A 13,190-nucleotide genomic window follows, 5' to 3' on the forward strand; every position below is an offset into this window, starting at 1 on the left:
CTCAGCGCAGCAGGTCGGACAGGGCGCTGTCCTCGAAGAACTGCGCCCGGATCAGGTGGCGGATGTAGTCGGCGGAGGAGATCACCTTCAGCCGCTGCATGCGTTGCCTTGCCAGCTGCCAGTCGGCATCGCCGAAGCGCGCGGCCAGGTCGCCCAGTCTGGCCTGCATCGCCTTCGCATCCGTGGCGTCGGGCAGCCGCAGCGGGTAATCGGCGCCCAGCAACTCCGTCGCTTCCTCATCCGATTCGGCCACCAGGATCACGGCGCCGACATGGGCGGCGACGAAGCCCTTGGTGAAAGGCTTGAAGCCGGCGCCCCACATGCGGCGCGGCCGGAAGGCATAGTGTAGGTTGAAATCCGGCAGCGCCTGGTACCAGCCATTCTTGTTGGTGGTCTTGGCCTCCCAGACCGTCAGCGCCCCTGCTTCCTGCAGCGCCGCCAGATGCGCGGCGTTGTCGACATTGCCGAAATAGCCGCAGGCGAAGCGGTCCCACTGGCTGGGTGTGGCGGGGATGTCGAGGTCCACGTGGTGCGGGATGTGCACGACGGGCTGGCCCGGAAAGGCCGCGCGCAGGTGCCGGCTTTGCAGCGCGGAACAGGCGATGAAGGCATCCGCCTGTGCCGTGATGGCGGGCACCAGCGGGCCGTCGATGAAGTCCATCAGCACCACGCAGCCCGCCTGCTTCAGCCGCTGCCCCAGGTCGCGATCTGATTGCATGAGCGCCGTCTTGTTGACGATGGCGATCGCATCGCGCACCGGTTCGTCGGCAAAGCCGAAGCGCACGGTGCGGTCGTAATCGGCCGCGACCTCGGCAAAAAGCTGTGAAAGCTGGCGGCCCCGCAGATGCGCGGAACCGTTCCGCTGCGTCTTGCGGTCGATGATGAAGGCGAAGTCCCGGGTCATGGAAGGACTACAGGATCCGTCGCCAGGGCTCGCGGTAGGGCGCTTTCTCCACCACGATCATGTTGTTGTAGAAATGCAGGCTGCCGATGCTGTGCACAGGCGGTTTCCCTCGATGCCGGCGCATGATGCCGCGCCGGCCGGGGCGTGTGCAAGCTGGGTTACCGGGCGCCGCGATGCGGGATCTCCGCCGCCTCTTCCAACAGCGGGCCCACGACCTTGATGCGTCGCCGGCCGGCGGCGAAAACCTCACGGTAGGGCAGGTCTAAAGCACTACTGGCGGCAGTTCCAGGCGGGCACGGGTGGCGAGCGGCGCTCGGCATGGGCGATGCCGTCGCCGTAGGGCGCGAAGCCATTGCCCTGCTCCATCAGCACGCGGCCCCCCGAATCGGCCAGCAGCGCAGCGTAGGGGTGCTGGCCGGCGGCATGCACCTCGGCCGAGAGCATAATTGCCTGGCGTAGAAGGGTTTCGTCATCCGCCATGCCATGGCTCTCGGGCGCGTGGTAGGGAGGGGCCATGCGCCCCTTCATCCACCTGCACACCCATTCCGCCTATTCCCTCAGCGAGGGCGCCATCAAGGCCGACAAGTTGCCGGCCCTGGCGCGGGCGGCGGGGATGCCGGCGGTGGCGCTGACCGATTCGGGGAACCTGTTCGGCGCCCTCGAATTCTCCCAGGCCTGCACCAGCAAAGGCATCCAGCCGATCATCGGCTGCCAGCTTTTCCTCGGCCGCGCTGTCACAGATGAGGCAGGGCGCGGCGGCGACCCGGCGCGGCACCGGCCGGACCCGGTCGTGGCCCTGGCGCGGGATGCGCAGGGGCTGGACAACCTCCAGCGCCTCTCCTCGGCCGGCTATCTCGGCAGCGACGTCTCGGGCATGCCCTGCATCGGGCTGGAGACGCTGGCGGCGCATCAAGCCGGCATCATCCTGCTCACCGGTGGCACGCTCGGCCCGCTCGGCCGGCTGCTGGCGGAAGGCCGGCGGGATGCGGCGGCGAAGCTGCTGGCGCAGCTGAGGGAGATCTTCGGCCAGGACGATTTGGTGGTGGAACTCCAGCGCCACGGCCTGGCGCAGGAGAAGATGGTGGAGGCCGGGCTGCTGTCGCTGGCCGATGAGGCGAGCCTGCCCATCGTCGCCACCAACGATGTCTATTTCGCCGAGGCCTCGATGCATGCCGCGCATGACGCGCTGCTCTGCATTGCCGAAGGCCGCGTGATCGCGGAACCCGACCGCCGCCGCGTCACCGCCGAGCATTTCTTCAAATCCAGCGAGGCAATGCGCGCGCTCTTCGCCGACCTGCCGGAGGCCTGCGACAATACGCTGGCCATCGCGCGTCGCTGCGCCGTAATGGCGGAATCGAAGAAGCCGGAACTGCCCATCTGCCCCAAGGTGATGGAGGGCATGACGGAGGCCGAGACCGTCTTCGCCATGGCGAAGCAGGGCCTCGAAGGGCGGCTCGACGTGCTGGGCCTGGCGGAGGAGGCCCGCGCGCCCTACCGGGAACGCCTGGCCTACGAACTCTCGGTCATCGAGAAGATGGGCTTTTCCGGCTACTTCCTGATCGTCGCCGACTTCATCCAATGGGCGAAGCAGCAGGGCATTCCGGTGGGGCCTGGCCGTGGATCTGGCGCCGGCTCCGTCGCAGCCTGGGCGCTGCTGATCACGGACCTCGACCCGATGCGCTGGGGCCTGCTCTTCGAGCGCTTCCTGAACCCCGAGCGCGTCTCGATGCCGGACTTCGACATCGACTTCTGCCAGGACCGGCGCGACGAGGTCATCGACTATGTCCGCCGCGAATATGGCGAGGATCGCGTCGCGCAGATCATCACCTTCGGCAAGCTGCAGGCCAAGGCGGCGGTGCGCGATGTCGGCCGCGTCATGGGCCTGCCCTATGGCCAGGTGGACCGCATCGCCAGCCTGATTCCCTTCAACCCGGCGAAACCCGTGACGCTGGCGCAGGCGATCGAGGGCGAGCCGAAGCTGCAGGAGATGCAGCGCAGCGACGAACAGGTGCACCGCCTTCTGGAAGTGGCGCAGGAGCTGGAGGGGCTGTACCGCAACGCCTCCACCCACGCCGCCGGCGTGGTGATTGGCCGGCGCCCGCTGGTCGATATCGTCCCGCTCTATCGCGACCCGCGCAGCCCGGACCTCATCACCCAGTACTCGATGAAATACGTCGAGCAGGCGAGCCTGGTGAAGTTCGACTTCCTGGGCCTCAAGACGCTCACCGTCCTGCAGCGTGCCGTGCAGCTGCTGGCGGGGCAGGGGGTCACGATCGACCTCGATCGCATCCCGCTGGATGACGCCAAGACCTACGCGATGCTGGCGCGCGGCGATGCGGCGGGCGTGTTCCAGTTCGAAGGCCAGGGCATGCGCGACTGTTTGCGCATGATGCGTCCCGACCGCTTCGAGGATCTGATCGCGGCGGTGTCGCTGTATCGCCCGGGCCCGATGGCGAACATTCCCGCCTATTGCCAGCGCAAGCATGGCGAGCCCTGGGCGGCGCCCCATCCGAAGATGGCGGCGATCGTGGATGAGACCTACGGCATCCTGGTCTACCAGGAGCAGGTCATGCAGATCAGCCAGGAGCTGGCCGGCTATACGCTGGGCGGCGCCGACCTGCTGCGCCGCGCCATGGGCAAGAAGATCCGATCCGAGATGGAGGCCCAGCGCAAGATCTTCGTCGAGGGCGCCACGAAGAACGGCGTGCCCGATGCAAAGGCCGGCGAGATCTTCGACCTGATGGAGAAGTTCGCCGAATACGGCTTCAACAAGTCGCACGCCGCAGCCTACGCGCTCGTCAGCTACCAGACCGCCTGGCTGAAGGCGAACCACCCGGTTGCCTTCCTCGCCGCCTCCATGTCGCTGGACCTCGGCAATACGGACAAGCTGGCAGGGCATATGCAGGAGGCCTCGCGGCTCGGCATCGTCGTGCTGCCGCCGGACATCAACCGCAGCGGCGCCGAATTCCGCATCGAGGCGAAGGAAGACGGCACGCCGGCGATCCGCTTTGCGCTGGCCGCAGTGAAGCGCGTCGGCCTCGCCGCCATGAAGGACCTGGTGGCGCAGCGCGACGCCACCGCGCCCTTCGCCTCGCTGTCCGATTTCGCGGGCCGCGTGGACCCCAAGCACCTGAACAAGATGCAGCTGGAGAACCTGGCCAAGGCCGGCGCCTTCGACAGCCTGGAGCCGAACCGCGCCCGCATGGTGCAGGGCGTGGAACAGGTGCTGCGCGCCGCGCAGGAAGCCGGCGAGCGGCGGGCGAACCCGACGCGGGACATGTTCGGCGCCGAGACCGCGCCCCCGCCGTTGCGCCTGGCCGAGGTGCAGGATTGGCCGGAACTCGAAAAACTGGGCTACGAGGCCGATGCGGTGGGCTTCCACCTCTCGGCCCACCCTCTCGATACCTACAAGCGCGTGCTCGCCAAGCTCGGCGCCGTGCCGTCTTCCCGCATCGCGGATCGCGCGCGCGGCGGCTCGGGGCGGTTGAAGCTGGCGGGCACGGTGGTCGCGGTGAAGTCCGGCCGCACCAAGTCCGGCAACAAGATGGCCTGGATCCGCTTCAGCGATGCCGAGGGCAGCTTCGAGGTCACCTTCTTCAGCGAGAGCCTGGCCCGCGCCGATGGCATGCTGGCCGAAGGAACGGCCCTGCTGGTCACCACCGAGGTGCGGCTGGACGGCGACACGGTGCGGCTGACGGCGATGGAGGCGGAGCCGCTGGAACGCGTGGCCCAGGGCATGGGCCAGGGCATCCGCCTCTGGCTCGACCAGACCGCCGCCGTGGACCCCATCCGCGCCATGTTGGACCGGGAAGGCAAGGGACGCGGCGAGGTGCGCCTGGTCTCCGTCACCGGCCCGGGGCAGGAGGTGGAGATCGTGCTGCCGCAGCGCTTCAACCTCTCGCCCCGGCTGATGCAGGCGATGAAGGTGATCCCGGGCGTCGCGGATGTGGCGGAACTGTAGCCCTCTCGCCGCGATGCGCCGCCTCGGCTAGAAATCATCCGCCCGCAGGAGGGGGCCTGATCTGTCGCACGGCCATCATCCCTTGCTCGACCTGTCCCCCGACCGACGCGCCGCGGCGCTGATCGAGGCGGGGCTGCAGCACGCCCAGGCCACCCGGATGCGGGAGATGGCGGGCCCCTTCCTGGAAAGACTTGATCCGGAGGCGCGGGTCTTCGGCGAATTCCTGGTGGAGGAAATCGCGCGCCTCTCGGCCCGGGTGGAGGCCCTGTCCCAGCTGCGGGAGGCCGATGCCCTGTCGCGCGCGGAGCGCATGCGGATCGACCCGCTGCCTTTCATCCCCGCCGCGCGCCGTGCCGCCGCAGCCGGCCCCGAAGCTTCGCCGGAAGCCGGACCAGTATCCTTCGACGTGGCCTCGGACCGCTTCGCCGGCTTCGGCTGGTATCCGGCCGAGGTCACGGAGGATGGCGCGCTGCGCTGGTCGGGCCTCGCGCGCCAGGCCACCGTGCAGCTGCCGGCGCTGGGCGGTGGCGCGCTGCGCGTCACGCTGGCGCTGCGCACGCCCTTCGGCATGCCGCTGGACCTGGCGGCGCAGGAGGTCTTCCTGGATGGGCTGAAGCTCGACCTCCGCCTGCTGTCCCAGGATGGCGCGGTGGCCACCTGCGAGGCGATCGCCATGCTGCCGGAGCTGCCGGCCGGGTCGCGCATCACGCTGCTGCTGGCCGGCGATCGCTTCACCGACCCGGCCACCGGCCCGCTGCGCGACACCCGCGCGCTGGGGCTCGGCCTGGGTTGGCTGCGGATCGAGCGCGCCGCCTGATGTTGCAGGCTACAGCGCCGCGCATCGTCGTCACCGGCGACCTGCTGCGGCCGCAGGACAAGCTGTTCAAGTCGTCCCAGAACGGCAATATCCTGTGGTTCCACCGTCTGGTGCGCCGGTCTCTGGCCCGGGCGACCGGCCTGCCGGTGCAGGCGCTGCTCTGGGACGAGCCGGGCATCGCCCCGCCGGGCAGCGATGTGCTGGGCTTCGACACCCCCGGCTTCTACGCCGCCGCCGGTGTCACGCCGGATGTGGAGGGCTGGGTCGCGGTCTTCGATGCCATGGACCTGCCGCGGGAGGCCGCGGCACGGCTGGCCGCGCCCTTCGCCGGCGCGGCCGCCGTGGTGGGGTTCGAGCTGACGGAGCTGCAGAAGCGCCTGCTGACGCTCGCCGGCATCCCCTGGCTGGACGTGAACATCCACCCCTATCGCTTCGGCCCGGACGTGCTGTTCGCCATCCAGACCGACCACCCAGAGATCCTGGCCCGCCTGCTGCCGCACCATGCCGAGGACCATGTCTTCGAGCCCTGGGCGGATCTGCTGGCGGCCACCGCGGTGAAGATGCCGCCGCACCGGCCGATCGAGACCGCCTGCCTGCTGGTCGGCCAGACTCAGGTGGACCGCGCGCTGATCCGCCAGGGCAGGCTGCTGGACCTGTCGCATTTCGGCCCGGCGCTGCATGCGGTGCTGGGGCCGGAAGCCCCCGTCCTGTTCAAGCCGCACCCCTACAACCCGGATGGCTTCGGCCTGCACCATGTCGGCCTGCCGCTGTCCCGGATCCGGGAGACGCGGGAGAATGCCTATGTGCTGCTTGCGCAGGACGCGATCCGCACCGTGGTGGGCGTCTCCTCCTCCGTGGTGGCGGAGGCGCGCTTCTTCGGGAAGGAGGGCGTGTTCCTCGGCACCCCGCCCATGACCATCGCGCCGCGCCGCGCGGACCTGTCGCCGGGGCGGCATGCCAGCGTGGTGGATGCCTGGCTCTCCGCCGATTTCTGGCGCGACCTGCTGGCGCCGGTCGTGGCGGTGACCGCGCCGGACGGCCGCCGGCCGGTGCTGCCGCCGAATGCGCTGCGCACCTCGCTGCGCCAGTTCTGGGGCTGGGACGAGATCTTTTTCCAATTGCCCTGGGACCTGGCCCAGGCGCGGGCGAAGGAACGAGGCTGAAGCCTCCCTCTCCCGTTTACGGGGGAGGGTGGCCGCGCAGCGGCCGGGTGGGGGCGGGCGCTACCCCGCCTCCACCGGCTCCTCCCCGCTGAAGAAGGGCAGGAAGGCGCCCAGCACCAGGTCCGGCCGCTGCTCCGCCGGGTAATGCCCGGTCGGGATCGCCCAGCCGCGCAGGTCCGGCGCCCAGGGGCGCCAGGCCTCCATCACCGCCAGGTGCCGGCCGACATGGCTGTTGCTGCCCCACAGAACCAGCACCGGGCAGGCGATGGTCCGCTGGCCGAAATCGGCGCGGTCCATCTCGTAGTCCAGCGTCACCGTGGCGCGGTAATCCTCGCAGACCGCATGCACCTGCTCCGGCGTCGTGCAGCGCTTGTATTCGGCGAAGGCCTCCGGCGCGAAGATGGAAAGCCCGACGCCCTTCTTGTTCAGCTTGTAGTCGATGTAGTAGCCGAGGTCGGCGCAGAGCAGCTTCTCGGGGAAGGGCGCCTTCTGCGCCATGAAGAACCAGTGGTAGCTCTCCAGCCCCCAGCCCAGGGTGATGTTGGACAGCAGGTGCCAGGTCGGCACGATGTCGAGCGAAGCCAGGGCGGAGACCGCCGCGGGATGATCCAGCGCCATGCGGAAGGCGACGCGCGCGCCGCGGTCGTGACCGGCGACGCCGAAGCGGGCGAAGCCCAGCGCCTGCATCACCTCCACCCCGTCCTGCGCCATGGCGCGGAAGGAATAGGCGGCGTGGTCGGCCCCGCCCTCGGGCTTGCTGCTGTCGCCATAGCCGCGCAGGTCCATCGCCACCACGGTGAAGCGCCGCGTCAGCTCGCCGGCCACGCGGTGCCAGCTGACATGGGTCAAGGGGTTGCCGTGGATCAGCAGCAGGGGCGGGCCGGCGCCGCCGATCGCGGCCAGGATTTCGGCGCCGGAGGTGCGGATGCGCCGGTAGCGGAAGCCAGGCATCAGCGCGGCGGCATGGCGGCTCGGCGGATCCTGGTCCATGGCTTTTCCTCCATGGCCAGGGTTCGCCCGGCGCAGGGGCGGGTCAAGCCCCCCCCCGGCGGATGCCGGTCAGCCCCCGGCGGATGCCGGTCAGCCCCCGGCGGATGCCGGTCAGCCCCCGGCGGATGCCGGTCAGGCCCCCGGCGAATGCCGGTCAGGCGTCCGACAGCAGCCGGATCACTTCCCCCGCGCAGGCCTCGATCGCCGCCTTGCCGTGGTTGCGCTCCACATAGCGGCGCGCGGCGCGGCCCATGCGCATGCGCATGCCGTCATCGGCCAGCAGCAGTTCCACCGCATGGGGCAGCCCGGCCTCGGAGACGAGCAGGCCGGCCGCGGGCGGGATGCCGCCGCTGATCGTCTTCTGGAAGGCGATCACCGGCAGGCCGCAGGCCATGCCCTCCACCGTCGCGCGCGGCAGGCCATCCATGGTCGAGGTATGCACCATGATGCGCGACTTGCGCAGGACCTCGAAGACTTTGGGCTGCGGCAGGTGGCCGGCCAGGGTCAGGTTGGGATTGTCGCCATGCGCCTTCTGCAGCGGCGCCAGCAGCGGGCCGGCGCCGATCAGCACCACGCGATGCCGGTCGGCAAAGGGCAGCAGCACGCCCTGGTTCTTCCGCGTCTCGCCGAAATTGCCGACATTGGCGATGTCGTGCAGCGCCTCCCGCCGCGGCACCGGGCGGCCGTCGCCGACGGCGGTCAGGTCGATATACTTCGGCAGCACCAACGCGCGCTTCGCCTTGAACAGATCGGGGAAGTGCTGCTGCATCTGCTCCGGATACTCGCCGAGCACCAGGCTGGCCTGCGGCACCAGCGGGTCCTTCACGCCGCCGCCGATCACCAGGCCGATCTTTGTGCCCGAGGGCAGCGCCGCCTGGACATCCGCGTTCACGTCGTAGCCGAGGCCCTTGTAGAGGATCGCATCCGGCGCGAAGGCTGCGATCTCCGCGCGCAGCGCCGCGCTGGTCTGGCGATGCACGGCAAGCTTTGGATCGTCCGAGGGGCAGAAGGTGCCGGGCACGCTGTCCATCAGCAGCTCCCGCTCCGTCTCAGGGCCGGGATGCATGCGGAACATCCGCGCATCGATGCCCCGCGCGCGCAGCGCGCGCGCCAGGATGATGTCCCGCCGCGCGCCACCCATGGCGCGGCTGGAATGGGACATCAGGATCGCGACGCGCTGTACGCCCTTCGCCTCCACTGTGCTGCTGGTCACGCCGCTGGTCACTCCGCCTGTCACTCCGCCGCCCGCCTCATCTCCGGCGAGTAACCCTGGCGCGGCGCATAGGCCGCATCCAGCGCCGCCAGGAATTCCGCGCGCCCCATCACATCCCGCAGGCTGGCGCCGCAGGCCGCACGCAAAGCGGGGTTGGCGGCATCCACCATCACCCGCGCCAGGTCCACCGGCGCCGCGCGCTTGAAATGCAGGCCATCCAGGCCGGGTCGCACCTTCTCCGCCATGCCGCCGATGTCGGAGACGATCAGCGGCGTGCCGGCGCGGCGCGCCTCCTGGATCACCACCGGCGAATTCTCCCACCAGATGCTGGGCACCACCACCCAGCCGACCGAGCCCATCAGCTCCACCGCATCCAGCGGGTCGTAGCGGCCGGCGAAGGTCAGGCTGGGGCCGGCGGCCTCCACCATCGGCTCCAGCGTCGGGAACAGGCGCAGCACATCCTCGCGCTCCGCGCCGAAGATGGTCAGCACGATGTCCGGGTTGCCGCGCAGCGCCATGGGCAAGGCGCGCAGCAGCACGTCCAGCCCCTTGAAGGAGGTCGGCTGGCCGAAGAAGCCGAAGCGATGCGCCATTACCTCCGGGTCCGCGGTCCGGCGCGGCCGCGCCAGCATGGCGTCGCCCAGGTAGTTCTCCACCACCGGGTCGCGCGGCCGCGTCAGGCCCCAGTCGCGGTAGCGGGCGCGGATGAATTCGCTGGGGTGGATCACGCTGTCGAAGCGCGACAGCACCGAAAGCAGCGTCGCCTTGCGATAGGCGAAGCGCTCCAGCGTCTGGTCCGGGAAGCAGGCCAGGCAGCGCAGCGGCGATTCGCGCCGGCAGAGCTCCCGCGCCCGGGTCTTCACCATCTGGCCGTGATGCAGGCAGATCGCCAGCATTTCATGCAGCGTCATGACGAAGCGCGCATCCGGCCGCGCTTCCATCAGCTCGTCGATCAGATCGGCGCCGAGCCGCCAGTAGTGGTGGAAGTGATAGACATCGCAATCGAGGCCGGCCAGGAAATCCACCAGCACGCGGCGCTGGAAGGCATCCTCCCAGGCCAGCTTGTCCTCCGCCATCCCGGCGAAGGAGAAGACGTATTCACGGTCCCCGAAGGGCATCACCGTCTCGATCTGGCGAGTCTCGGCATACTGGGTGCCGACCTCGCAGGCACCGACGAAGATGACGTCGCGGCCGGCATCGCGCATCGTCTCGAACTGCCGATGGGCCGCCAGCTCGCCGCCGCCCTTGGAGAATTCGGGGTGCGAATGGGCGATGATGCAGACCTTGTCGCGCTCAGCCATGCGCCATCTCCGCCTGGCCAGAGGTCCAGAGCCGCGCCAGATGCGCGTTCACCAGCTCCGCCGCATGCGGGCTGCTCCAGCCACGCTGCACCGGCAGGAAGGCTGGCTCCCCGGCGCGCAGGCGCTGCAGGCGCAGCAGCCGCGCCAGCGTATCGGACAGCGCGGCCTCGCAGCCGGCCGCGCCGTGCAGCGCCAAAAGCCGCGCGAGATCGGCCGGGCCGAGGGGCTGGGAGAAGGCCTCGGCCGGGCGGCCGCGCGCCACCGCCTCGGCAAAGCGCGGCGCCTCCACCGCCAGCACGCCGGCGCGGCCCGCGGCCTCGCGCAGCGCCTGCACCGCCTCCGCCCCCACCAGGACGGGCAGGCGGCCGCGGCGCGCGAAGGCCTCGGCCACTGCTTCCGCCGCATCGCCCATCACCAGCAGCCGGTCGCAGCGCCCTTCGAATTCCGTCGCCGTCACCTGGAACAGCCGCGCCGCCACCGGATCGTCCGCCGCCAGGATCAGGCCGAGCCGGGGCAGGTGGCCGCCGGCATCGGGTGCGGGGCGCTGCGCGGCCAGCAGGGTCAGCAGCGGCCCGAAGGCGGCCTCTCGCCGCGCCAGCAGCAGGCGGAGCTGGGCGAGCGCGGCCGCGCCGGCGGCCTCGCTGGGCTCGGCGAAGGGGGTGGTGCGGCAGACCGCGTCCAGCAGGTCCGGCACGGTGGCGGCGCGCGGTCGGCAGCGCAGCCAATGCGCCTCCTCGCCCCAGGGCTGCACCTGCAGCACCAGGTCGAGCACCGCCAGGCGGTCCAGCCAGGCGGGGTCGATCCGGCCATAGCCGATCAGCGCCTGCGGCAGCGCCACCGCCTGCCAGTCCAGCAGCGGCAGGGCGACGGCTTCCGTGCGGCCGGTGGTGGCATCGGGCAGCAGGCCCAGCGGCACCGCCTCCAGCAGCGCCTCCCGCGCGAAGGCGGCGCTGCCGCGCACCACCACCATCACCTCCCCGGCCAGCGAGGTCAGCGTCTCCGCCTCCTCCAGCCCCGGCGCATCCTCCACCACCTTGCCGCGCGCCGGGATCAGCCGTGCGATCCAGTCCGCCAGCAGGCCGAAGGGGCGCGGGCCCTGGGCCAGCAGGGGGTGCAGGGTGGGGCTGGCGGCGCAGTCCTGGAGCAGGGCGAAGCCCGCCTGCATCGGCCGGGCGGCCAGCAGCGCGGCCAGGTCGCCTTCCGCCTGCAGCGGCTGCTCGGCCCGCCGGTCCCCGGCCTGCAGCACCAGCCGCCCCTCCGCCGGCAGGCCGGCCAGCAGCAGGGCGAAGCCATGGGCAGGCGGGGAGTCCTGGGCGGCCGCCAGGTCCGGCCTCGGGTGGAAGGTGGCGTGTTCGATGGGGCAGGGGCCCGCGGCCTGCACCACCAGGGCCGCGCCCTGAACCTCCGGCGCGCGCACCCAGCCGAGCGCGAGAGCGCGTCCGCCGGGCATCGGGGCGATGGCATCCAGGCCTAGCTGCACGTCGTCCTCAACCGGGCCAACCACCCAAACCCTCCTGCCGGGCGCATCCGCCCATCGGTGTTTCGCGAGCCCGGCGCGGTCAAACGGACTCCGGCGGGGCCTGTCAACCGCCGCGGGTGGAAAAGGCCGGTGCGGGCCACGCCGCTGCCGCCTGGGGACTAGGCCAGCCGGTGTGGCAGGCCCGATTCGTCCAGATAGGCCTTGAACTGCGCGTAGCGCGCCGGATAGGCGGAGAGGAAGCCCGAATAGTCCGCCGCGGCGCGCAGCGTGGCCAGGTCACGGATCCGAATCGCGTCCTCCAGCGGCATGGAGGGCAGCTTCAGGAGTTCGCACAATTCCTGCGTCCGCCGGTCGTGGGTCATCCAGAGCGCCGGGACCCCGGCCTGCAGCGCCGCCATATTGCCGTGGAAGCGGCTGCCGGTGCTGAAGTCGTAGCGGGCCATATGCGCCAGCCAGCTGTCCTGTTCGAAGAACTTGTGGAAATGCGTCCTGCAATAGGCGGCGTATGTCTCGGCCGGGATGCCCTGGGTCGAGTAAAAACGCTCCATCTTCGCATCGGCCGGCGGCGGCTGGTCCGCCTTCAGTAGTTCCTCGTAGCCTTCCTGCTGGCCGACCATGTCGAGCTCCTGCTCGACCGCCCATTTCACCAGCGGCGCCTCGCGGCTGATCGAGGTATAGTTGAAGGCGACGCGCGAACCCTGCTTCAGCGGCCGGTTCAAGGCATGCGGGAATTTCGGCGTCAGGCTGATGAAGCAGGACTGGCAGCCGAGCACGGCGGCCTTCTTGATGCCGAACTTCTCCAGCACCTCCGCCGTGAAGGCGCCGCGCACCGCGATGCGTTGCGACCGGTCCGCGATGATCCGCAGCAGGCGCAGCGTGGGTTCCGGCATGGTCATGGCGACTTCCCGCCCTGCCGCCGCCTGGGCGCCGAGGCCGAAGACGACCACCGGCTGGTTCGTCCGGGCCAGGTTCTGCGCCATGATGTCATGATGCGCGGACAGACCGCCCTCCGTCTCGCCCAGGCGGATGGCATTGGCCATGACAACGACGATATGCGTCATCGACCTTGCCTTCTCGGTCTCCTTCTCGGACCAGAGGCGGGTCGTGGGCAGGTCGGTATGGTTTTGAAGCAGCCGGCGGGCCGCCACGGCGTGCAGGATATTGCCCGTATTGTCCGGGCGGAAAGGGCGGTAGATCGTCCCTGTTCCAATGACGCCGGCGCCTTCAGTCATCCATCACCCAGTGGATCGCGGCTGCAGACAGCCTGTTTCGACGAGAACCCGCTGTGTCTTCGGACCGGACACCTCTGCGCAAGCGCGCGAAGCTTCATCATGGCGAAGCGGGCGATTCCCGTAAAGCTG

At 70.3% G+C, this 13,190-nt stretch carries 10 protein-coding genes; 3 read left to right on the top strand and 7 right to left on the bottom strand.

The genetic code is table 11. The annotated features are described in order from the left end of the window. Nucleotide 1: 1 nt before the first annotated feature. Both J3S20_RS09600 and J3S20_RS09605 read right to left on the bottom strand, forming a co-directional pair. Entirely contained in the window at nt 2-904 is a 903-nt protein-coding gene (locus J3S20_RS09600) for a class I SAM-dependent methyltransferase (protein ID WP_216836207.1), read from the bottom strand. Between the two features lie 270 nt (nt 905-1,174). Beyond that, on the bottom strand, nt 1,175-1,420 hold the full coding sequence (locus J3S20_RS09605; protein WP_246602526.1) for a cytidine/deoxycytidylate deaminase family protein: 246 nt from the start codon (nt 1,418-1,420) through the stop codon (nt 1,175-1,177). Here J3S20_RS09605 and dnaE point away from each other — a divergent pair. The 3 genes from dnaE to J3S20_RS09620 all read left to right on the top strand — a co-directional run bounded on the left by dnaE (nt 1,419) and on the right by J3S20_RS09620 (nt 6,845). Further along, the gene (gene dnaE / locus J3S20_RS09610) at nt 1,419-4,865 is read left to right on the top strand and encodes a DNA polymerase III subunit alpha (RefSeq protein WP_216836208.1); all 3,447 of its coding nucleotides are present in this window, start codon (nt 1,419-1,421) and stop codon (nt 4,863-4,865) included. The genes J3S20_RS09605 and dnaE overlap by 2 nt on opposite strands. Before the next feature lie 82 nt (nt 4,866-4,947). Then, nucleotides 4,948-5,682 (top strand): hypothetical protein, encoded by a 735-nt coding sequence (locus J3S20_RS09615; protein WP_216836209.1) that lies wholly within the window; start codon nt 4,948-4,950, stop codon nt 5,680-5,682. Continuing rightward, complete coding sequence (locus J3S20_RS09620; RefSeq protein ID WP_216836210.1) at nt 5,682-6,845, top strand: hypothetical protein; 1,164 nt, start codon at nt 5,682-5,684, stop codon at nt 6,843-6,845. Before J3S20_RS09615 ends, J3S20_RS09620 begins: the two co-directional genes overlap by 1 nt. Nucleotides 6,846-6,905: 60 nt before the next feature. Here the strand turns inward: J3S20_RS09620 and J3S20_RS09625 are convergent, their stop codons facing one another. From J3S20_RS09625 to J3S20_RS09645, 5 genes are all read right to left on the bottom strand, one after another. Further along, nucleotides 6,906-7,835 (bottom strand): alpha/beta fold hydrolase, encoded by a 930-nt coding sequence (locus tag J3S20_RS09625; protein ID WP_216836211.1) that lies wholly within the window; start codon nt 7,833-7,835, stop codon nt 6,906-6,908. A gap of 154 nt (nt 7,836-7,989) precedes the next feature. Next, nucleotides 7,990-9,048: a glycosyltransferase gene (locus J3S20_RS31105; protein ID WP_216836212.1), complete on the bottom strand. Its 1,059-nt coding sequence runs from the start codon at nt 9,046-9,048 to the stop codon at nt 7,990-7,992. Between the two features lie 20 nt (nt 9,049-9,068). Beyond that, nucleotides 9,069-10,349: a glycosyltransferase gene (locus tag J3S20_RS09635; RefSeq protein ID WP_216836213.1), complete on the bottom strand. Its 1,281-nt coding sequence runs from the start codon at nt 10,347-10,349 to the stop codon at nt 9,069-9,071. Further along, on the bottom strand, nt 10,342-11,853 hold the full coding sequence (locus J3S20_RS09640; RefSeq protein WP_216836214.1) for a hypothetical protein: 1,512 nt from the start codon (nt 11,851-11,853) through the stop codon (nt 10,342-10,344). The genes J3S20_RS09635 and J3S20_RS09640 overlap by 8 nt, the downstream gene beginning before the upstream one ends. A 134-nt stretch (nt 11,854-11,987) precedes the next feature. Further along, a complete protein-coding gene (locus J3S20_RS09645) occupies nt 11,988-13,061 on the bottom strand; it encodes a polysaccharide pyruvyl transferase family protein (protein ID WP_216836215.1) in 1,074 nt (357 codons plus the stop codon). Between the last annotated feature and the right edge of the window lie 129 nt (nt 13,062-13,190).

Origin of the sequence: Falsiroseomonas tokyonensis (assembly GCF_019024325.1) — a bacterium.
In the GTDB taxonomy this organism is placed as follows: domain Bacteria; phylum Pseudomonadota; class Alphaproteobacteria; order Acetobacterales; family Acetobacteraceae; genus Falsiroseomonas; species Falsiroseomonas tokyonensis.

What these genes read in the sequence shown, in the direction of transcription:
- J3S20_RS09605 (WP_246602526.1), bottom strand. Translation starts at nt 1,420, where the DNA reads ATGGCCCCTCCCTACCACGCGCCCGAGAGCCATGGCATGGCGGATGAC.
- J3S20_RS09645 (WP_216836215.1), bottom strand. Translation starts at nt 13,061, where the DNA reads ATGACTGAAGGCGCCGGCGTCATTGGAACAGGGACGATCTACCGCCCT.
- J3S20_RS09625 (WP_216836211.1), bottom strand. Translation starts at nt 7,835, where the DNA reads ATGGACCAGGATCCGCCGAGCCGCCATGCCGCCGCGCTGATGCCTGGC.
- J3S20_RS09600 (WP_216836207.1), bottom strand. Translation starts at nt 904, where the DNA reads ATGACCCGGGACTTCGCCTTCATCATCGACCGCAAGACGCAGCGGAAC.
- dnaE (WP_216836208.1), top strand. Translation starts at nt 1,419, where the DNA reads ATGCGCCCCTTCATCCACCTGCACACCCATTCCGCCTATTCCCTCAGC.
- J3S20_RS09635 (WP_216836213.1), bottom strand. Translation starts at nt 10,349, where the DNA reads ATGGCTGAGCGCGACAAGGTCTGCATCATCGCCCATTCGCACCCCGAA.
- J3S20_RS09620 (WP_216836210.1), top strand. Translation starts at nt 5,682, where the DNA reads ATGTTGCAGGCTACAGCGCCGCGCATCGTCGTCACCGGCGACCTGCTG.